This is a genomic window from Lelliottia nimipressuralis (genome assembly GCF_041464075.1).
GTDB classification, from domain to species: domain Bacteria; phylum Pseudomonadota; class Gammaproteobacteria; order Enterobacterales; family Enterobacteriaceae; genus Enterobacter; species Enterobacter nimipressuralis.
In genome coordinates, this window is record NZ_CP167172.1 from 3,166,960 (window position 1) to 3,187,404 (window position 20,445).

The 20,445-nt window shown below is 45.7% G+C and carries 16 protein-coding genes, 2 tRNA genes and 3 pseudogenes; 13 read left to right on the plus strand and 8 right to left on the minus strand.

Annotation, left to right across the window (positions count from 1 at the left end; translation table 11 throughout):
- The first annotated feature begins 276 nt into the window (after positions 1-276).
- On the plus strand, positions 277-1,623 hold the full coding sequence (gene fadL, locus ACB496_RS15130) for a long-chain fatty acid transporter FadL (protein WP_100779403.1): 1,347 nt from the start codon (positions 277-279) through the stop codon (positions 1,621-1,623).
- A gap of 46 nt (positions 1,624-1,669) precedes the next feature.
- Here the strand turns inward: fadL and mlaA are convergent, their stop codons facing one another.
- Positions 1,670-2,422 carry a phospholipid-binding lipoprotein MlaA gene (mlaA, locus tag ACB496_RS15135; protein ID WP_100779402.1) on the minus strand — a complete coding sequence of 251 codons (753 nt, stop codon included), beginning with the start codon at positions 2,420-2,422 and terminating at the stop codon, positions 1,670-1,672.
- 316 nt (positions 2,423-2,738) lie between these two features.
- Here mlaA and ACB496_RS15140 point away from each other — a divergent pair, with 316 nt between their 5' ends.
- From ACB496_RS15140 to ACB496_RS15150, 3 genes are all read left to right on the plus strand, one after another.
- Positions 2,739-3,680, plus strand: coding sequence for a formate/nitrite transporter family protein (locus ACB496_RS15140; RefSeq protein ID WP_371972956.1), 942 nt, complete (start codon positions 2,739-2,741; stop codon positions 3,678-3,680).
- A gap of 75 nt (positions 3,681-3,755) precedes the next feature.
- Positions 3,756-3,830, plus strand: a tRNA-Arg gene (locus ACB496_RS15145).
- Between the two features lie 175 nt (positions 3,831-4,005).
- Positions 4,006-5,190 carry a tyrosine-type recombinase/integrase gene (locus ACB496_RS15150; RefSeq protein ID WP_371972957.1) on the plus strand — a complete coding sequence of 395 codons (1,185 nt, stop codon included), beginning with the start codon at positions 4,006-4,008 and terminating at the stop codon, positions 5,188-5,190.
- A 107-nt stretch (positions 5,191-5,297) separates the two neighbouring features.
- On the opposite strand, the gene ACB496_RS15155 is transcribed toward ACB496_RS15150, so the two are convergent.
- Positions 5,298-5,374 (minus strand) — tRNA-Ile (locus ACB496_RS15155).
- 414 nt (positions 5,375-5,788) lie between these two features.
- Between ACB496_RS15155 and phnC the strand changes: the two genes are divergently transcribed.
- From phnC to ACB496_RS15180, 5 genes and pseudogenes are all read left to right on the plus strand, one after another.
- Positions 5,789-6,613, plus strand: coding sequence for a phosphonate ABC transporter ATP-binding protein (phnC, locus tag ACB496_RS15160; protein ID WP_371972958.1), 825 nt, complete (start codon positions 5,789-5,791; stop codon positions 6,611-6,613).
- A gap of 29 nt (positions 6,614-6,642) precedes the next feature.
- Positions 6,643-7,584 carry a phosphonate ABC transporter substrate-binding protein gene (phnD, locus tag ACB496_RS15165; RefSeq protein WP_371972959.1) on the plus strand — a complete coding sequence of 314 codons (942 nt, stop codon included), beginning with the start codon at positions 6,643-6,645 and terminating at the stop codon, positions 7,582-7,584.
- Between the two features lie 62 nt (positions 7,585-7,646).
- A pseudogene (gene phnE, locus ACB496_RS15170) lies at positions 7,647-8,516 on the plus strand (phosphonate ABC transporter, permease protein PhnE); the annotation flags it as partial.
- 57 nt (positions 8,517-8,573) lie between these two features.
- Positions 8,574-9,428 (plus strand): phosphonate ABC transporter, permease protein PhnE, encoded by an 855-nt coding sequence (gene phnE / locus ACB496_RS15175; protein WP_371975241.1) that lies wholly within the window; start codon positions 8,574-8,576, stop codon positions 9,426-9,428.
- A gap of 245 nt (positions 9,429-9,673) precedes the next feature.
- Positions 9,674-10,330, plus strand: a complete 657-nt coding sequence (locus ACB496_RS15180) for a MarC family NAAT transporter (RefSeq protein ID WP_371975242.1) — start codon at positions 9,674-9,676, stop codon at positions 10,328-10,330.
- 443 nt (positions 10,331-10,773) lie between these two features.
- Here the strand turns inward: ACB496_RS15180 and ACB496_RS15185 are convergent, their stop codons facing one another.
- The 5 genes and pseudogenes from ACB496_RS15185 to ACB496_RS15205 form a co-directional block, all read right to left on the minus strand.
- Positions 10,774-11,277, minus strand: coding sequence for a hypothetical protein (locus ACB496_RS15185; protein WP_371972960.1), 504 nt, complete (start codon positions 11,275-11,277; stop codon positions 10,774-10,776).
- Between the two features lie 690 nt (positions 11,278-11,967).
- On the minus strand, positions 11,968-13,572 hold the full coding sequence (locus ACB496_RS15190) for a DUF1254 domain-containing protein (RefSeq protein WP_371972961.1): 1,605 nt from the start codon (positions 13,570-13,572) through the stop codon (positions 11,968-11,970).
- A gap of 9 nt (positions 13,573-13,581) precedes the next feature.
- Entirely contained in the window at positions 13,582-13,881 is a 300-nt protein-coding gene (locus ACB496_RS15195) for a Dabb family protein (protein WP_371972962.1), read from the minus strand.
- A 51-nt stretch (positions 13,882-13,932) separates the two neighbouring features.
- Positions 13,933-14,310: pseudogene (locus ACB496_RS15200) on the minus strand (spore coat U domain-containing protein).
- Positions 14,311-14,512: 202 nt separating this feature from the next.
- Positions 14,513-15,094 carry a tyrosine-type DNA invertase gene (locus tag ACB496_RS15205; RefSeq protein ID WP_371972963.1) on the minus strand — a complete coding sequence of 194 codons (582 nt, stop codon included), beginning with the start codon at positions 15,092-15,094 and terminating at the stop codon, positions 14,513-14,515.
- A gap of 402 nt (positions 15,095-15,496) precedes the next feature.
- On the opposite strand from ACB496_RS15205, the gene ACB496_RS15210 reads away from it, so the two are divergent.
- Positions 15,497-16,177, plus strand: a complete 681-nt coding sequence (locus tag ACB496_RS15210) for a Crp/Fnr family transcriptional regulator (protein ID WP_371975243.1) — start codon at positions 15,497-15,499, stop codon at positions 16,175-16,177.
- A gap of 89 nt (positions 16,178-16,266) precedes the next feature.
- On the opposite strand, the gene ACB496_RS15215 is transcribed toward ACB496_RS15210, so the two are convergent.
- A complete protein-coding gene (locus ACB496_RS15215; RefSeq protein ID WP_371972964.1) occupies positions 16,267-16,626 on the minus strand; it encodes a YcgJ family protein in 360 nt (119 codons plus the stop codon).
- 503 nt (positions 16,627-17,129) lie between these two features.
- Here ACB496_RS15215 and ACB496_RS15220 point away from each other — a divergent pair.
- From ACB496_RS15220 to ACB496_RS15230, 3 genes and pseudogenes are all read left to right on the plus strand, one after another.
- On the plus strand, positions 17,130-17,810 hold the full coding sequence (locus ACB496_RS15220) for a Crp/Fnr family transcriptional regulator (RefSeq protein ID WP_371972965.1): 681 nt from the start codon (positions 17,130-17,132) through the stop codon (positions 17,808-17,810).
- Between the two features lie 80 nt (positions 17,811-17,890).
- Positions 17,891-18,583 carry a Crp/Fnr family transcriptional regulator gene (locus tag ACB496_RS15225; protein ID WP_371972966.1) on the plus strand — a complete coding sequence of 231 codons (693 nt, stop codon included), beginning with the start codon at positions 17,891-17,893 and terminating at the stop codon, positions 18,581-18,583.
- Between the two features lie 595 nt (positions 18,584-19,178).
- Positions 19,179-20,240 (plus strand): annotated as a pseudogene (locus ACB496_RS15230) (IS3 family transposase).
- The last annotated feature ends 205 nt before the right edge of the window (positions 20,241-20,445 follow it).

Here is a 20,445-nt window from a genome sequence, read left to right on the forward strand (position 1 = left end):
AACGGGGATAAGTGACCGTTATCACACTAAAAAATGATCTAACGCAAAAATCACCCTTTCTGCTGAGTGCCGGTGGTCGCATTTTTGCCACAGAGATCTCGTTTCAAAAAACATCTTTGAAAAACTTCAGAAACATACTTGCAACATCCCATCTGGTCCGACCTATACTCTCGCCACTGGTCTGATTTCTAAGTGTTACCGCAGACCCTACACTTCGCGCTCCTGTTACTCTATGTAACATATATTGCATAAAAATAACTCAATGAGGTTATGGTCATGAGCCAGAAAACCCTGTTCAAAAAGACTGCGCTGGCAGTCGCAGTGGCAATCGTATCAACCTCCGCCTGGTCAGCGGGCTTCCAGCTTAACGAATTTTCTTCCTCTGGCCTTGGCCGTGCATATTCTGGGGAAGGTGCGATTGCCGATGACGCAGGCAACGTGAGCCGTAACCCGGCGCTGATCACTATGTTTGATCGCCCAACCTTCTCAATGGGTGCCGTTTATATCGATCCTGATGTGAACGTTACCGGGAAATCCAATTTAACCGGACAGAGTGCTAACCAGGACAACATCGCGCCCGTGGCGTGGGTACCTAACATGCACTTTGTTATGCCAATCAACGATCAATTTGGCTGGGGCGCATCCGTCACATCCAACTATGGTCTGGCAACAGAATTTAACGACAGCTACGCGGCCGGCATTTATGGCGGTAAGACTGACCTGCAGACCATCAACCTCAACCTGAGCGGCGCGTATCGTCTGGACAGCAACTGGAGCTTCGGTGTGGGCTTTGATGCGGTTTACGCGAAAGCCAAAATCGAGCGCTATGCGGGTTCACTCGGTCCACTGCTGGCAGGCCAGCTGCAGGGGATGGTGCCTCCATCCATGCTGGACGGTATTAACTCCCCTGACGATCAGATCGCTTACCTGAAGGGTGACGAGTGGGGCTTCGGCTGGAACGCCGGTATCCTTTATGAGCTGGATAAAAACAACCGCTGGGGTCTGACCTACCGTTCTGAAGTGAAAATCGACTTCGACGGCGACTATAAAAGCTCCATTGACCCGAACCTGAGCAACATCTTTGCCAGCATGGGCCTGACCGGTCTGCCAGCGGGCACCGGCGGCAGAACCCAGAGTGGCGCGCTGACGCTGAACCTGCCAGAAATGTGGGAAGTGTCTGGTTATAACCGCGTGGCACCGCAGTGGGCTGTCCACTACAGCCTGACCTACACCAGCTGGAGTCAGTTCCAGGAGCTGAAAGCCACCGGCAACGACGGCCAGACGCTGTTCTATAAAGATGAAAGCTTCAAAGATGCTTATCGTATCGCGCTGGGTACGACCTACTACTACGATAAGAACTGGACCTTCCGTACCGGTATCGCGTTCGATGACAGCCCGGTTCCTGCGGACAAACGCTCCATTTCTATCCCGGATCAGGACCGTCTGTGGCTGAGCGCCGGTATGACTTATGCGTTTAACGACGATGCGTCTATCGATGTGGGTGCTTCTTATATGCACGGTCAGAACGTCAGCTTCACCGAGGGTGAAGGCCCTGCTGCGTACACCTTTAAATCTGAAGGTAAAGCCTGGCTGTTCGGTACCAACTTCAACTACGCGTTCTAATCGCGCCAGCATTAAAAAAGGTGAGCATTTGCTCACCTTTTTTTATTTATTCTTTATCTATCTCTGAAAGTTCATTCTCGATAGCTTTGGCATTCGGATTGTCTTCCGGTTTCAGCTTACCGCCGTTGGCAATAAAGTCGTGATTCTGGAAGTAGGCTTCACGCACCATAATGTACGGATCGGAAGACTGTCGGAGCAGGCCGTCGGAATCCAGCAACTGAGCGCGTGTCTCAATCCCTTCCACGGTCCATTTACCAATGGACAGCGGCCAGGTCAGCCATGACAGCACCGGATAGAGGGTATCGACCATATCGCCACCGTCGTCACGAACGGTAAAGCTGCCGTAGAATGGCAGGTGCATATACGGACCATAGCCCACGCCATAACTGCCCAGCGTGCTACCAAAACGGTGCGGCTGTTCACGCTGCAGCTTCGGATTAGCCATTCCCGCCACATCAATAAAGCCACCCATCCCTAACAAGCTGTTCAGGAAGAAACGAGTGAAGTGCACCATCCCCTGATACGGGTCGCCCTGCAGGAAGAAGTTCACCATCACAGCGGGTTCTTCCAGGTTACTGGTGAAATTGCTCAAACCATTACGAGCAGGTTGCGGAACGTAATCACGCCATGCCACAGCAACCGGGCGGACCAGATACGGGTCCAGCACGTTGTAGTTAAAGCTATACATGGATCGGTTGAATCCTTCTAAAGGATCGGAGCGCCCCGTTTGCTCTCCAGAGCTGGCACAGCCCACGAGCAACGTCGTGCCCAGCGCAAGCGCCGACAGCCGAAATTTCATATATTTCTCCCTGTTAGTATGGCTATCGTTGACTGCCATCCGCGACAGAGCGCCTGGCGCTCTATGAATAGTCGTGCAAGTGATTGTAACAGCACGTTTCGGGATGTCCACGCACACAGTGACAGGCAATCATCTGCCATCACTCTGATCTCAGCATAGCCTGCTTTATCATTTCTTTTCGTCGGCAATTTTATCCTGTGTCTGAAGGTGATGTATCGCCTTTATTGCCATTGCCGGAAAAATAAGAGCTTCCCCACGGGCAATATCCGGAAAACCGCTACGATTATGGTAATGACAACGAAGCGAGACGCCCCAGATGGATGAACTAAACGCAGAAAAAATTGATAAACATACTGATGAGCTGGAAGTGGAAAGTGAAGAAAAACAGCGGGGTGGCAAAATCGAAGTCGATGAAGACCATCTCCCCTCACGGGCGATGGCTATCCACGAGCATATCCGTCAGGACGGTGAAAAAGAGCTTGAGCGCGATGCAATGGCGCTGTTCTGGTCAGCGATCGCCGCCGGGTTATCGATGGGGGCCTCCCTGCTTGCAAAGGGGATCTTTCACGTGCAGCTGGAGGGAGTTCCGGGTGGATTCCTGCTTGAAAACCTTGGTTACACCTTTGGTTTTGTCATCGTCATTATGGCGCGTCAGCAGCTGTTCACGGAAAACACCGTGACGGCGGTGCTGCCGGTGATGCAAAAACCGACGTGGGGAAATTTCGGCCTTCTGATGCGCCTGTGGGGCGTGGTCCTGCTGGGGAATATTATCGGCACCGGCGTGGCAGCCTGGGCGTTCGAATATATGCCGATATTTGATGAACCCACCCGCGACGCATTCCTTAAAATCGGTATGGACGTGATGAAAAATACTCCGGCAGAGATGTTCGCCAACGCCATTATCTCAGGCTGGATCATTGCCACTATGGTCTGGATGTTCCCCTCTGCGGGTGCGGCTAAAATCGTGGTAATCATCTTGATGACCTGGCTCATCGCACTGGGCGACACCACCCACATTGTCGTTGGTACGGTGGAGGTGCTCTATCTGGTGTTTAACGGCACCCAGCACTGGAGTGATTTCTTCTGGCCATTCGCGCTGCCGACACTGGCAGGAAATATCTGCGGCGGGACCTTTATTTTCGCCCTGTTGAGCCATGCGCAAATCCGCAACGACATGTCCAACAAGCGTAAGGCCCAGCTGAAGGAAAAGGAAAAAGCCCGACAAAACAAGGACGAGAATCCAAAAAAAATCGACTAAATGGCGACACTTTAAGCAGTCAGGCGGTATCGCGCTTAACGCCCTGTGTAAATGAGGCTATACTCGTGCCGCTTCGTCCCCTTAGTTAAATGGATATAACGAGCCCCTCCTAAGGGCTAGTTGCAGGTTCGATTCCTGCAGGGGACACCATTCCTGCCTCTCCCGAACGCTACCCAACTCAACAAAACCCCTCTATAATCAGCAATAACCCTACTGACCCTGCTAGCCGACATCAACTGACATCTACCCAACTAAACGTAAATCAATTGATGTTTGGGGGCCTTTGTGGGGGCTTGCCGTGTTCAATTAAAATTGAGGCCCCCAAATGCCACTTAATGCTCGTCAGGTCGATACTGCAAAACCTAAAGATAAAATCTACAAACTTGCCGATGGTGGCGGGATGTATCTCCAAATCAATGTTAATGGTTCCAAATACTGGCGCATGAAGTATCGGTTTGCGGGCAAAGAGAAAAAATTATCTTTCGGGACTTATCCTGACGTTTCTCTTTCTGATGCTCGCTCAAAACGTGAAGATGCCAGGAAAACTCTGGCTGCGGGTAATGATCCCGGTGAGCTTAAGAAAGCGGAAGAGCTTGCTAAAAAAATGTCTTTTGAAAATACCTTCGAGTCTATTGCGACTGAATGGTACAGAGCAAAAGTCCAGGGCTGGTCAAAAAGTTATGCTGATTATGTCGACCGAGCCTTTAAGAACAATGTGTTTCCCTATATAGGTTCTCGACCAGTTAACGAAATAAAACCCCTTGAACTTCTGTCTGTTCTGCAACGAATCGAAAAACGTGGCGCGCCTGAGTTAGCCAATAAGGTCCGCCAGCGGTGTGGCGAAGTTTTCCGATACGCAATTGTAACGGGCCGAGCTGAGTACAATCCAGCCCCCGATCTCGCAAGCGCTTTACAAGGATATCAAAAGCGACACTATCCATTCTTACAGTCTTCCGAACTACCCGAATTTCTCAACAAATTATCTGAGTACACAGGAAGTTTTATTACGCTACAGGCAACCCGTTTGCTTATGTTGACAGGTTTAAGAACCGTTGAATTACGTATGGCGGAATGGAGAGAAATTGATTTTGATAATCATATCTGGGAAATACCAAAAACCAGAATGAAGATGAAAAGGGCCCATCTGGTGCCACTATCACGTCAATCACTAGAGGCTCTTCACCAACTGAAGCTGATCACCGGTCGTTACCAACTCATTTTTTCTGGACGAAACGATGTCAATAAGCCGATGAGCGAAGCCAGTATTAACATGGTCTTGAAGCGAATTGGTTATGACAAAAGGGCTACAGGGCATGGTTTCCGACACACAATGAGCACCATCCTTCATGAAGAGGGTTTCAATACTTCGTGGATTGAAATGCAGTTGGCTCACACGGATAAAAACAGCATTCGCGGAATCTACAATCACGCTCAGTACCTGGAGGGCAGACGCGAAATGATGCAATGGTATGCTGATTATATCGATAACCTCGCAACCGGTCCCGAGTAGAAGATAGAATTCCCCTCACATTGGCCCGGTAATTAAGACCGGGCCAATGCTTTCCTGCCGTACCTACTGACCACTCTCCTCATTTCGCTTGATCAGATAGTATAAAATGGACCGCCACCGGGGCCTCGAACCCCGCACCTGCAACATCAGTGTCACCGGCTCTATCCTGCTGAGCTAGTGGCGGAATATAGATCTTATCAATGTCGTATAAATTATTACTCATAGCTCATTTCCCCCACAACCATTCTATATTAACCATTTATTTCTCATAAATTCATAGTGTTAAAGTTGTTTTGATGTGCATTTCAAAGGGTAACAATATTTATCGTGCTGCTGCGGCGAGTATGTCAGTGCTCTAATTATTAGCCCTCTAATGCTGAAAATGTAAATTGCAAAGAAGCGTCTTCTTTGGTATGAAAGGTAGCATTGAAAAATAAGATAAATCTTAGCAAAAAAAAACCACACAATACAACGTACTATATTTTGCAGCGAAGGGGATATTTTCTACCTCCCAAGTTATATTCATTTAAGAGTCATACAACTGCCATATAAAACATATCTATATTGTTCCTTAGTAATTTTGCGTACAGGAATCTTTATGAACAGCGCTCTAACCACAGTATCAGAAAATGAAATCAAACCCCTGATTAGCGCCTACAGTAAACGCCCAGTCTTAAGAGTACGCAGCCTTAGTAAGACTTGGCCTAGGCAACCTAACCTACTAAAGAATATCAATTTTGATCTTTATGCTGGTGAGATGGCAGGGGTTATTGGCAAGTCTGGATCCGGTAAATCAACCCTGCTTCAGCTACTAAATGGAATACAATCTTCTAGTGGTGGCGAAATCCTTAGTCATCATGAATCTGGCACGTTGATTGATATCACAAAATTAAAACGTCGAGCTCTAACAAGCTGGCGAAGCCGGTGTAGCATGATTTTTCAGGACTATTGTCTCGTCCCGCGTCTTGATGTCTTGACCAATGTCATGTTAGGTCGACTGCACCATACCTCTACGCTCAAATCCCTTTTCAATCTATTTTCTGAAGCTGACCGGTCTCGCGCAATATCTTTGCTGGAGTGGATGAACATGTTGCCATATGCATTACAGCGAGCAGAAAACCTCTCTGGCGGTCAGATGCAGCGCGTGGCCATTTGTCGGTCGCTAATGCAAAATCCAAAGATTTTATTGGCCGACGAGCCCGTGGCCGCACTGGATCCAAAAAACACTCACCTGATTATGAGCGCTCTCTGCGAAATAGCCGGACAAGGTGTCGCCGTAATGGTCAATCTCCATTCCCCGGAACTGGTTAAAAAGTATTGTTCGCGCGTTATTGGCATTGCTGGTGGACAAATCATCTTCGACGGGCCGCCCTCAGGGCTGAATTCTAAAATTCTGCACCAGTTGTACAACGAAAAAGATTAACTACTTAATTCATTTATACGGGGAAAGAAATGACAACACATTTTTGTAATGGCATTCGAATTTCTGCAATTATTCTTGGCATCGCGATTTCAGGACAAGCAACCGCTGCTGAACAACCAGAAACATTAAATCTCGGTATCCTGGGTGGTCAGAATTCCACTCAACAAATCGGTGATAATCAATGCGTTAAATCATTCCTGGATAAAGAGCTAAATATTGAAACTAAACTCAGAAATGCTTCCGACTACACGGCAATCACACAGGGCCTGCTGGGGGGAAAGGTGGACGTGGTGTTGAACATGTCACCGGCCGCCTACGCGTCGGTATATATCAAAAATCCGAATGCCGTTGATGTCATTGGAATGACTGCAGATGATGCAACCGGTGCACACGGTTACCATTCGGTGGTCGTGGTGAAAGCCGACAGCCCTTACCAGATATTAGATGACCTGAAAGGCAAATCCTTTGCTTTTGCCGATCCCGACTCCACTTCAGGATACCTAATCCCTGACTACTCCTTCAGACAAAAGCTAGGGGGAAATGTGGATAACCACTATAACCATTTCTTTTCCAGTATTACATTCTCTGGTGGGCATGAGCAGGATATTCTTGGCGTTCTGAACGGACAGTTTGCCGGAGCAGTGACCTACAGTTCGATGTCAGGGGATTACAACACCGGTTATAGTGCCAGCGCCTTCCGCTCATTGATCCGTGCAGGACACACAGATGTGATGAAACAGATTCGTATTATCTGGCAATCCCCGCTGATTCCGGGTGGACCAATCCTCATCAGCAATACTCTTCCTACAGAGTTTAAAGAAAATGTAATCCGTGCCATCAAAAAACTGGATACGGACGATCATGCCTGTTTTGTAAAAGCTGTCGGAGGACCATTACATATTCGTGAAGGGAGCGTCGCTGATTTCCAGCACATCATCGATATGAAGCGTGAAATATTGAGTGCGCATTAATACAGCTTTCGATCCTCCCGGCAGTAAAGTCGGGAGATTTCAGCCCCGGAAAACAACGATCAATGAGTAGCCTCCATAACGAGTTTGAACGCTATTACCAACAGATTCGCAAGCGTCAAAGGCGGGACACACTGGGCGTATCCGCTCTTCTTCTGTTGCTCTATTTTTCTGCCGGACATATTGCCGAGTTCAGCCCTGCCAGCATATGGCATGCGTTACCTGATTTCTTCAGCTATCTGCGTGATATCTTGCCTGCACTTCATCTGTCCGACCTGTTTGCAGGTTCTGATATTAGAGGGTCATTGTCATGGTGGGGTTATCGTCTGCCTATTCAGTTACCGCTCATTCTTGAAACACTACAGATGGCAATGGCTTCAACGATTATTGCAGTTTTTCTCGCCATTCCACTTTCGTTCCTTACTGCTAACAATGGAGGAATCGCGTTACCGATACGCTTAACCTTCCGTACGCTGGTGGCTTTCTTGCGAACCATGCCTGACCTTGCATGGGCAATGATTTTCGTCATGGCATTTGGTATTGGTCCGTTTTCGGGATTTCTGGCCCTGTTGTTACACAGCACCGGAAGTTTAACGAAACTCTTTTACGACACTATAGAAAGCACTTATGATAAACCAGTCCTAGGGCTCAAGGCATGTGGCGCGTCGCCCTTTCAGCAGACACGCTTTGCCTTGTGGCCACAGGTAAAACCCCTGTTTATATCATTTAGCCTCATGTGCCTTGAAATCAATTTTCGATCATCAACCATTCTTGGGCTTGTGGGTGCTGGCGGGATAGGTCAGGAACTCATGACTAATATCAAGCTCGACCGTTACGATCAGGTCAGCATGACGCTGCTGCTCATCATCGTTGTCGTCACTATTCTGGATAGCTTTTCCGGATTACTGCGAAAAAAGGTACTGTACGGACACAAAGTACCGCGCACATTTAACCCATTAAAATCCAGTTCTCTCCAGTATGACAAAAAAAATCTGCGCAATTTTAGTAGAGACTTACTATTTCATACCGGGCTATGGATTTTGGCTTGCGTGTCGTACTACCTTTGGTTTTTTTCACAACATGGTATCAGTTTAGAGCAGCTCAGCAGTGGTATTCGCCAAATAGGCTTTTATTTGCATCGGATGTTTACCTGGCATAATTTTTCTGACTGGCCACTGAGTTATTATCTGACACAAATACTGATCACTCTGGCGATTGTTTTCACCGGGACGATCACCGCTACGGCAATCGCTCTTCCACTTTCCTTTTTGGCAGCGCGCAATGTTATGCAAGGCAAGTTAGCAGGCATTGCCGCCCTGCTGATGCGTCGCCTGTTTGATATTTTGCGCGGAGTAGATATGGCCATATGGGGGCTCATTTTTGTTCGTGCTATTGGTCTTGGTCCATTGGCTGGCGCATTGGCGATTCTCATGCAAGACATAGGACTTCTGGGACGGTTATATGCTGAAAGTCATGAAGCTGTAGATGGTTCCCCAACAAAGGGACTCACATCGGTTGCAGCCAGCCCTCTGCAAAAGCACCGCTTTGGTATTTTTACGCAATCTTTCCCGGCTTTCATCGCTCTGAGCCTTTACCAAATCGAATCAAACACCAGGTCAGCTGCAGTATTAGGTTTTGTGGGTGCAGGAGGCATCGGACTCGTCTATGCAGAAAACATGCGTTTGTGGAATTGGGACGTGGTCATGTTCATCACTCTGATAATGGTTATTGTCGTGATGGCCATTGACGCGATCTCAGCATGGCTACGTTACCGCTATATTGACGGAAATGTAGTCCCCCAGTTTACTCTCCCTGAGCGTCGGAATTCTGGTGCTGAGAGCTCTTAATTTTGAATCATCGAAATGACCTCTGTCGCCAGGAGCGTTCTTTCTTAACGGCTGCAATCACCTTAACAACAGCATAACCCAGCGTTCTGTTGATGTAATGTTTAGTGTTGCGTTTGTAGCGTCACTATTTGTACCTCCTTAACATCCTTTATGTCTTCCCGCTGTTTCCCACCTTAACAGCGGGATTTTTTTAGCTAAGGGGGAGCCTGGCGGCCCTCCTTGCCCCCTGTTAGTAAGGAAATATGATGATTGATTTAATGAAAGCCCTTGGACTTGGACTTGTTGTCCTTCTCCCTCTGGCAAATCCACTGACCACAGTTGCATTGTTTCTTGCACTCACTGGTGGGATGAGTGTAGCCATGAGAAACCGCATTGCATTTCTGGCCTCAATGAACGTATTTATTATCATGATGGTGACGTATTACGCGGGACAGTTGGTGATGAACACGTTCGGGATTTCTATTCCTGGACTGCGTATTGCCGGGGGATTGATTGTCGCATTCATTGGCTTTCGTATGCTATTCCCGCAGCCCACCAGACCAGTTTCACTCAGTTCTGACGCTGAAACTGCCGATACTGGAATAGCTTTTGTACCGCTAGCGATGCCCTCAACAGCAGGTCCCGGTACTATTGCCATGATTATCAGCTCTGCTTCTACTTCAGCGGCTCGGCATGGTGCTGAATATGCCCCCTGGATAATTCTTGTAGCACCACCACTCATTTTCCTACTGGTGGGCCTGATTCTCTGGTTGAGTCTTCGAAGCTCTGGAACCATTATGCGACTTGTCGGGACTGGTGGTATTGATGCTATTTCAAGGCTGATGGGGTTTCTTCTGGTCTGTACTGGCGTGCAATTCATTATTAACGGCAAGCTTGAGCTCGTTTCACTCGGTCAGGGATAACAAACTTTACTCCTTCATTCTTTTTAGTGGCAGAAAATAACCAGCTGCTGGCGACCAGTCCCAAGGACCTCGCCAGATGAGTGCCATGTACATAAATGCTGCTTTCTGCCTGACTGGCTACGATTTACAGCGCTTGTTCCCTGCAAAAGATAATCAGCGGCGCGACTGAGATAATGGTGTCCTTTTTCGCCAAAGGAAGATCATTGGCACGTGAAAATAGCTGCTATTTAGTTTCCCCAATCGACGGACGTTAAAAACACAAAAAACACTCATGATTAACTTCCTGTAACTAAGATTAAGCGTAATAACTCTTTATCTTCCGCTGGCATATTTGAATGAATACCAAATCAAATCAATCTCACAAACACAATGCATGTAACCTAACATGTTTAGATTTGGATAACAGTCACTATCATTGCTTCGTGCATTTCAGTAACTAAAGCCTATGAACCCCAGAGTTGATAATCAACAAGGTCCATGTCAATTGAAAGTTTTATATGTTTTTTTATAGCGTCACAAATTGGACCAAAACCACCAGCATGTTCATAAGCTGTATAACGCATCGTTTCGTTCTCTTTGTTTAGGATAACGTTTATCGCCCTCCCTTTAATATACATATTGACGTCTATATTAAAATAGGATTTCAATGCATAATCCCGTGTACAAAGAGCAGTACTCAGTATAAAGTGAATGGTATTATCTTGAGACATAGGTATATCAGCAATGGAGCAAATTAAACCATCTCTCTCACTACTTTCGATCCCTATTTCAACGACATTAAATTTTTGGTTATTCGCAGAATATTTTATATTGCTAAGCAGACCTAATGCTGAAATATATTCACTTTTGAGTTGAGAGATCGCCTTATGCAAACGTTCAAGCATGTTATTAGGAGCTTCCGCAATGTTTAAGCACTCATCTGCCTTGCCAATTAATTTACATCTCACCGTTACTCCTTAGCAAGGATGGAATTGCCAATTATTTTTTTATCAAAATACGAAGGCAGACAAAAATCAACCCTCAAATTAACAGATTAGCCATTGCTCTCTTTAACGATGAAGTTAGATATTTAATAGAGTTGTGATGCCTGGTGCCTCCAGGTGAGTCTTTGGTCAGCAGCCTTGACTCGCATCTATTTCGATTCCCTACGACCACAGGAGTAGTTTGCTGGTTCTGCCCCTCCGCACAGGGGGATTCATCACAACAGGAAAGGATACTGATAGCTAACCCGACCTATCCGGGTGAACCCTCAGAAGCAGTATGCTTTCCTGTTATTAAGTTAAAATGCCTACCCGAACCGACGAGGATAATTGTGGAAACGATAAATAAGCCCCACAACCGTGTATTAACAATTCGTTACCAGATTAGTGAAAAAATGACAATGTTATATACGTCAGATTCAAGAATACAGAGGGATATAGCGACATTCTGTTGACACAGAAAAAAAACGTTAACAGTATCATTAAAGTCTGGTTTCCTGCCGGTTTTCCAGACACGGCGGTGCTTTCAGTTACTTCTGAAGCGCAACACCAGGTAGTTAATCCCCTGAAAGCACCGCCACCTACAAATTTGATGAAAAAAAAGAAGGCAGATTAAAATCATCTGCCTGATAAGTTAAATCGATGCTATCTTAGGAGTTACTTAATTTCTTCGATCTCACCCGGTTTCCAAGTTTTATCAAACCAGGGCTCGAGAGGCCCATATAGGCGAATGATTGTAAACCAGCCTTTTCCAGGAACTGTCTGCATCCAATTGGCTTCCTTACCCTTAGGTGGTTTAGGGCCGAAGAATAAGTCTACGGACCCATCTTGATTTGCAATCAATTTGTCTCGTTTGTTATTTTTACTCGGGAATGGCTGTGAGGTCTGCAGTTCAGAACGGGTTTGAGGGTCATAAATAACCACTGACCAGAAGTCATTTGCCGGCACATTGCCAGGAATGTTGAGCCTGTAGTTCTTAGAACCATTAAGGGGGGCTCCCATCTTATCTGCGCTGGCAATAGCATACTGCGAACCATTGCCCACCGATTTTGCCGCCATTGATGGTGTATTAACAGTTGCGACGTAGAAGAAGCTGGTTCTGGCATCAAGATCGCGGCCAGCAAGCCCATCTCCACCAAGCCAGAGATAGTCGTCACCAATGAAACTGGTTCGCCATTGACTGTTAGGATAAAGAACAGAGCGAGGATCTCGGTTATGAAAACTAATCGCTCTGGCCGTTGCGTTACCCGTCGCAACTGCATCTGTTAAAATTGCTTTCATCCGTTTATCAGGATCAAACTTTTTACCTTTGCTAATACCAATTGAGGCAGCAAGACCACGTATTTCAGGATCAATAAAATCGACAGGCTCTTTCTGTATGACGTTATTGAGTTCATTATAAAACTCAAAATTGTTTGCATGGACAGTATTAAATGCCTTCTTAGATGAATTGATAAATTCCATTTTAGGTGGACTATCTGCTTTGCTGAGCGGATAAACTTTGAAACCATCGCGAAACATCTTTGATGCGGCATCTGGCTTACCATCAACCAGAAATCCACGTAAAATAACAATGTTTACATATGAAGGTGAGCGCGTAATATAATATTCACCGCCATTCCTGACATCCTTAGGTAGATTACCCATATAATCAGATGGCACGATTAAATATTTTCCTCCCCTTCCCCGATCCGGCCCAGGGACGCCCATATCAACAACGAATCTGAAAAATGCGTCATTCACTGTTCCCGGACCACTTCCAGGCGGTACCTCAATGACCGTTGGGCCATCAGTTTCGAGGTCAAGCATTGAGAAAGCGTAAACGGTATCAGTATTCGCCGTCAGTAACAGAGGGTTTGAATCTGCAAGTTGATCATAAATTGTTGCCTGATTACTTTTACTTGCACCCAATGCAATATTTCCACGGCGAATTGCTTCAATACTTGCGGCAGGCATAAGGCTCAAGAAAACCTCGACTCCGCGAACGAAGTCAAGGTTATCAAAAGCCAGTTTTGCCGTTTCTTTTGTTGGGACACCATCGATAAAGTTAAGTGTTCCAATACGGGTGTGGATCTTATCCTGAGTTAGAATATCTTCCGGAATAAATGTATTAAAGCCATGAGTCGGAACCGTTACATCAGGAGTCTTTTGTGCGTAGCTACATTGAATGTTTACCGCACTAATAAATGTCATAATAGCCAAACATGTTTTACGCCTAATCATCATAAATTCCTCCACTTTAATATTATAAAACGCATTCATATAAAATCATTATACAACCGAATAATCTAGAACAATGACGTTCTGAAGTAGAGGCTTGAAAATCTCTTTCAATTCCTCATGAACTGAATGTGGCAAATATCTTTGTCGGGCAGTATCATCCGAAAATGTCATGAAAACACAATGTGTATAGCCTGCATTTTTCATCTCTGGGCTATCATTCTCTCCCCACTCAACATCTAAAACACCTTCAATTTTATTTCTAACATCTAAAAACAAAATACGAATAATATCAATATCAAGACTCGAAACATCAGGTTTAAACTGTATAAACAGTACGTGTCTAATCATTAACACCTCTTCTAAAATAAAGGCACATATTCTGAAATAAAAAATAATTCATTAATAGATCAAGGTAACAATAACAGTATCCTGATAATGCTCCTGAGCCAGACCATTCTGGGGTAATACCCGCCCATATATAGAGATCATGAGCGGGTTAGCAATGCCCGCTCCAACACCACTCAGGGTATCCACATTATTTTTATTACCCCAGGTTTGTGTTCGTGCCGCATCGCGATAAATTTGATACTGAACAAAATCACCCTAGTCATTGCTCATTCTCCGTGCTCCCCCCGCCGAATATAATCCCTCGTTCAAAGCCAGTTGCCAGGTTGTACCCACAGGACATTGCAATGTCAGACTCAAGCGTTGATCGAGTGGGGCAGTAATATCATACTCATGAGTACCAAAATCGATATCCGAAATCGAACGGATCATACATGTGTCTTCAGCACTTGCGACAACATTGAGGTAGTAACTCACCTAACTTTATATCTAAAAAGAGTTAAGTTGTGTGTTCACACATTTTATTTACTTCAATGTAATACTGATTTATTTCCCATATGAATATCTGAAAAAAACACAAATTAAACTCTCAACGGTTTTTACAAAAAGCAAGCACTATAAAATAATAAACACACTAGAAAATCACTTCGTACGAATTTTTATCCTGCCAGACTCTCGAAAAACGTGCTGCGTTGCCAGCAGTGTAATGGACAGTGTGCCTGATATTTCGATGACCAAGATAATCCTGTATCAGGCGTGTATCCATACCTTGCTCTGCCAGTTCATACCCACATGCATGCCGCAGCATATGAGGATGTACATCGAAAGGGAGACCAGCCAGTCGTCCATACTCTTTGCAAATCATATAAAAACGCTGACGTGAGATACGCCCACCTTTACGCGAAACAAATAGCCACTGAATATCATTATCAGTTACAAGTTGATTTCGTATATTTAGCCACATATCCAGTGCCTTTCTGGCCTGTACATGTAAAGGGTGTACAGTACTAAATCCATTTTTTAATCGACTAATAGATAAGCGCCCCCCTGACAAGTCAAGGTCTGATAGTTTTAACCCTGTTAACTCACTCGTTCTGAATCCATGTAAATAGCAGAGCAGCAACATACAGTAATCTCTTAATCCATTCTTACTACCAAATGTGGCCCTGGCTAAAACAGATACTTCCTGACGCGTGAGATATAATCTTTGCTTCATGGAAAACTCCGGCATCATGTAGTCTGATAAAATAAGCATGTTCAGGAATAAACTGTTGTTAACACATTCCCGGCATCCTCTGAATCACAAGAATCCATCCTAAAATATTCAACCCGCGTTCAGTCACCTGCATAAGGGCAACTGTCACAGGTGACGGTTAAGCTCCTTCTCCAAAATTTCATTAATAAAAATGATTACTTACGGGCCGTACTAGTGCTGTCCGCACAAACCTCGTCATCAGTAGGTGTTAGTCACTTTCTTAACAACCGACACTACCCTGTATGCGGCCGTGTATTTTTTCCCACAGCCTGCTTATGAGACTTTTTGCCTGACACACTTTTAATACATAATTTTCTGATGCAAGATTGTGTCAAATCGGACAATTGAGGAAGAAAAGTGGAAATGACTCGAGAAAGGGCTGAGCATTTGATCTGCCAAAGAGGGTGGTTATCGCTCATGCCTGAAGATTTCAGAACGAGGCTGCTGAAGCATGCTTTACTTCTGAAATTTGAACCTGGGCAATTTATCTTCCGTACCGGAGCCCCTGCCGGAGGAATCTTTGGCCTTGTCGACGGAACCGTTGTTATCAATACGGCTCCGCTTGATTCAGTGCCTCGCCTCATCCACATTGCTGTACCGGGTGGATGGACGGGAGAAGATAGTTTTCTAACGGGCGATACTCGAAGAATTGAAGTTGTCGCACAAAGTGAAACCTGGGTTTTGCACGTACCGATTAAAGCGATGGAACAAATGGTGTCTGCTTATCCAAATGACATTCGCGCTTTTGGCGTGATTTCTATGCAGCAGGCTGATTCAGCTTTAAGAATTGTGCATGACTTACAGAAGAGGGATATCAGCTCAAGAATCGCCTCAGCGTTACACCGTATGTCGTGGTCCACAGATACTCCGGTAACGGTTTCCCAGGATAATCTCAGCATCATTACCAACACTTCTCGTAAGCAGGTCAACAACGTCATTCAGCGGTTTGTTGAAGAGGGATGGGTTGAAACCAGTTACCGCTCAATCACCGTTAAAGATCCTGCTGCACTGCTACAGCATGCAGAAAAGGACATAAGTAACTAGCTAAACGATATTCCCATTATGCATTCCATTGATTTACGTATTGAGCCGATCACGCACACTGCATAACCAGGAAATGGACAGCCTGGTTATTACGGCTCAAATAGCAATCGAGTTGTATTATCTTCAATAGATCCCGAGCGCTTCCCGTCAGCATCGAAAAAACGATCCTTGCGACATACTTTAGCCTTCGTGTCACAAAAAATTCCATTTGCAAAAGTAAATGCTGAATGATCGAAGTCGCCCATTGCACTCAGTTGTTCTCCACGCACTTTGCCCAAAAATTTCGTTGTTAAAGCATCTGAAACTCCTTTGGCATCAGCGCAAAAAAACACATCGCACACAACCCCTTGGGCTGGGGAAGTCAGCCTATGTAGTGTCGATGCTCCCGCTGATACCACGGTTGCACCCACTATCAAAAAAACCATCCTTAAAATTGTGCTCATTGACATAACTTGCCCTCTATAGATTAGTTTCACTCAGTTCGAATACTATTGGCGACACCGTATCCTTCTTGCCTATGAACTCTATGATTCACTGAACAGGTTAAACAGTGTTCTAACCATATGTGGTTTGTAATCGTTTTTTTGAACGGTTCATATTGACAGAAAGGAAAACCGTTATGAGATTAAGAGGGACTTAAACCAAAATAACGAACAACTTAACTTTGTGTCGCCCGCTCTCCCGTAGCGGGCTTTTTTTACTTACTAATAACCCCTTTGATACCTACTGAATGTCGGCATAATCGGGTTGATTTAAGCCAAAACGCCTTAGGATCCTTCGATTAATCCGCCAGCCATAAGTTTTATAAAATTGTCCTCCGTTTTCCATATCTTCCTGAAGTAACGATAATATTTCGTGCTAAATTACTCAGTTGAATTTCTTCATCACTAGTGTCAACACTACTGTGCCAGGTATCAATAAAGACAAGTACGGCGCGAAGGATTACGAACCTATGTTGCGAAAAAACGCGGAAGCGATAGTGATTCAAAGGGGCTGGTTGAGCCGGACATCTGAAGCGTTCAGGGTCCGTCTTCTGGAAAATGCCGAGCTACTGAAGTTCGACACGGGACATGTCATCTTCGCTAAGGGTGACAAGGCTGGTGGGATTTATGGGCTTGTATCAGGGACTCTGGGGATCATGGCTGCACCACCTTATTCAACGCCCCGTTTGATCGATATTGCAGTTTCAGGCGACTGGATTGGTGAAGACAGCTTTATTTCGGGCAAACCAAGAAGGATTGAACTGGTTGCACAAAATGAAACCTGGCTACTGCATGTACCGCTTGAAAAAATGGAGCAAATGGCTGAACAAGATCCTGACAATATGCGCGCTTTTGGCGTGATGTCTATCCTGGGGGCGGACTCGATGCTCAGGCTTGTACATGACTTACAGAAGAAAAGCGCAAGCGCCAGAGTCGCCTCTGCCCTTCATCGTATTTGCTGGGCAACGCATATTCCCGTAGCAGTTTCACAAGAAAGCCTGAGCGTCATCACTACCACATCGCGAAAACAAGTTAATGCCATTATCAAGCGTTTCGTTGAAGAGGGCTGGGTTGAGACTGGTTACCGATCAATCACAGTTTTAAATCCAGAAGCGTTAAAACATCATGCAGATGAGGATATGGCTGACTGATTAGTGTAATAATCACCACGCTGATAATGTATTTTCTTGGCTATACTACCCAAAACGATCGTTAACCAGATAGGGAAATAATGACATTGATGTCCCTGAAATCACGAGAAAAGGCTGAGAAAATCATCTGCCAGCGAGGCTGGCTATCTCATATGCCATTTGATTTCAGAATGTTGTTATTACACAATGCAGAATTTTTACGATTCCGGGCCGGGACCGTGATCTTTTGCTCGGGGGATCCTGCCGGCGGTATTTATGGTCTTGTCAGTGGGGTAGTAACGGTAAAAACAGCGCCTTCAGGCCAGACACCAAGGCTAATACATATTGCAGTGCCTGGTGGCTGGACAGGTGAAGACAGTTTCCTGACTGGTGATCCTCGGCGTATCTCTTTGACGGCCTACACTGACATTCAGGTTATGCACGTCCCACTCCCCGTGATGGAAGAAATGGTCTGTGCCGATCCAAATACCTTACGGGCTTTCTCCTCTATGTCTCTCATGTCGACGGACTCTCTAATCAGAATCGTTCATGACTTGCAAATAAAAGATGTCAGTTCAAGGATTGCCTCTGCCCTGCATCGAATGTCCTGGTCAACAGATACGCCAGTAATGGTATCCCAGGAAAATCTGAGCATCATTACAAATACCTCTCGTAAACAGGTCAATATCGCAGTTCAACGCTTTGAGGAAAAAGGTTGGATTGAGGCTAGCTACCGTGCAATAACAGTTATCAATCCTGATGCTTTACTACAATTTGCAGAACGCAGGACTTAGCTTTTTAGCTTTTTAGCTTTTTAGCTTTTTAGCTTTTTAGCTTCTTAGCTTCTTAGCTTCTTAGCTTCTTAGCTTCTTAGCTTCTTAGCTTCTTAGCTTCTTAGCTTCTTAGCTTCTTAGCTTCTTAGCTTCTTAGCTTCTTAGCTTCTTAGCTTCTTAGCTTCTTAGCTTCTTAGCTTCTTAGCTTCTTAGCTTCTTAGCTTCTTAGCTTCTTAGCTTCTTAGCTTCTTAGCTTCTTAGTCCGCAATTATTAATTTTTTAAATAAAAATATCAAACGTAATCCGCAACATAATGACAAGATGCCCCCGATTAGATAATAATATTTCTTCCAAGCATATTTTTCTTTACTCTATTTTGTTTCTCAGGCTCTCAAAAATTTATTTTTCTATCGGAAAAATAATTCAAGTGGAATTTGATCGACTGGTAAGTCGTACGGTGAGAAACGTATTGGAGAACTAAGGCTTACCGGCTCCCCGTTGATCAATACACCGTGATGTTAGTAATGTCTTCATATTGACCCAGCCCCAAAATCCTGCTCCATCCAGAAACAAAATTCCGACATGATAAACACTCCCCTGAACGGAGGTGGTGCCGATGAAAAAGTCACGATTCATCGAAGAGCAGATTATCTTTGCCCTGAAGCAGGCTGAGTTGGGTACGTCCGTGCCAGATGTCTCCCGTAAGCTGGGTATCTCTGATGCCACTTTTTACACGCGGCGCAAGAAGTACGGCGGAATTTCCCCTATGAACTCAAACATATTCAGCAACTGGAAGAGGAAAATCTGCGGCTGAAGAAGCAGGTTGCTGACCTCAGCCTCGATAAGACCATGTTGCAGGACGTGATGGTAAAAAAGAGCTGACGCTGGTACGCCTACGCGAATGTGTTAGCGAAATACAGGCCCGATTTAGTGTCAGCGAAAGACAAATCTGTTTTGTGCTACGACTCAGTCGCAGTTCGTTTAGATATCGTTCAGTTGCTGCCGATGACAGTGCGCTGCGCCTGCGCATACGCGAGATCACCCAAACCCGGGTGCATTACGGTTACCGCCGTGTACACGTGATGCTCAGACGGGAGGGCTGGCGCGATAACCACAAAAGGATTTACCGGCTTTACAGCGAGCAGGGGCTATCGCTGCGCCTCAAACGTCCACAGCGCAATAAATCCGTGCAGCGCTGGCAGCCGCAGTCTCAGGGGCTATATCCGAATCACGTCTGGGGCATTGATTTTGTCTCGGGCGCGCTGTTTGACGGGCGAAGACTGCGCCTGCGAACGGTTATCGACCTTTGCACCCGCGAATGCCTGGGGATCTGCTTAGGGCAGAATCTGCGTTCAACAGAAGTGGCAGAAATGATGAAAAGCATAGCATTCAGGTGTCATTACCGTAGTTGCTGAAAACCGATAATGGTTCTGAATTTGCACGAAAAATGCTGGACAGGTGGGTGTATGAAAGAGGAATAAGGATCGACTTCTCACGCCCGGGAACGCCTAAGGACAACGCTACGGTCAAGTCCTTCAACGGCAGGTTGCGGCAGGAATGCCTGAACGAGAACTGGTTCATATCTCTGGAGGATGCACGGTGCAAAATCGAGGCCTGGCGCATACACTATAACCAGAGTCGTCCCCATTATGCACTGGGCTGGATGACGCCCTCCTAGTTTGCTGAAAAATCTGTCGGTTGCCAGAATATGCAGCCAGAATGAAGCCGGTTATTCCTGATTATGAATGGATCATATACGGGGTCAGGGCCATTGAGTTGCGCTTTGGACTGACGGTTGTATCTAATACTGGGGGCAGGTCACTCGCGATAGAAATCGCCAGAATCAATGACCGGAATCATCCGGGGACACAGGAGAAATCCAG

Bases quoted from the DNA above. Each gene is read 5' to 3' on its own strand.
- ACB496_RS15195 (WP_371972962.1), bottom strand. From the start codon at position 13,881: ATGATTAGACACGTACTGTTTATACAGTTTAAACCTGATGTTTCGAGT.
- fadL (WP_100779403.1), top strand. From the start codon at position 277: ATGAGCCAGAAAACCCTGTTCAAAAAGACTGCGCTGGCAGTCGCAGTG.
- phnD (WP_371972959.1), top strand. From the start codon at position 6,643: ATGACAACACATTTTTGTAATGGCATTCGAATTTCTGCAATTATTCTT.
- ACB496_RS15150 (WP_371972957.1), top strand. From the start codon at position 4,006: ATGCCACTTAATGCTCGTCAGGTCGATACTGCAAAACCTAAAGATAAA.
- ACB496_RS15140 (WP_371972956.1), top strand. From the start codon at position 2,739: ATGGATGAACTAAACGCAGAAAAAATTGATAAACATACTGATGAGCTG.
- mlaA (WP_100779402.1), bottom strand. From the start codon at position 2,422: ATGAAATTTCGGCTGTCGGCGCTTGCGCTGGGCACGACGTTGCTCGTG.
- ACB496_RS15215 (WP_371972964.1), bottom strand. From the start codon at position 16,626: ATGTCAATGAGCACAATTTTAAGGATGGTTTTTTTGATAGTGGGTGCA.
- ACB496_RS15220 (WP_371972965.1), top strand. From the start codon at position 17,130: ATGTTGCGAAAAAACGCGGAAGCGATAGTGATTCAAAGGGGCTGGTTG.
- ACB496_RS15205 (WP_371972963.1), bottom strand. From the start codon at position 15,094: ATGAAGCAAAGATTATATCTCACGCGTCAGGAAGTATCTGTTTTAGCC.
- ACB496_RS15190 (WP_371972961.1), bottom strand. From the start codon at position 13,572: ATGAATGCGTTTTATAATATTAAAGTGGAGGAATTTATGATGATTAGG.
- ACB496_RS15210 (WP_371975243.1), top strand. From the start codon at position 15,497: ATGACTCGAGAAAGGGCTGAGCATTTGATCTGCCAAAGAGGGTGGTTA.
- ACB496_RS15180 (WP_371975242.1), top strand. From the start codon at position 9,674: ATGATTGATTTAATGAAAGCCCTTGGACTTGGACTTGTTGTCCTTCTC.
- ACB496_RS15225 (WP_371972966.1), top strand. From the start codon at position 17,891: ATGACATTGATGTCCCTGAAATCACGAGAAAAGGCTGAGAAAATCATC.
- phnC (WP_371972958.1), top strand. From the start codon at position 5,789: ATGAACAGCGCTCTAACCACAGTATCAGAAAATGAAATCAAACCCCTG.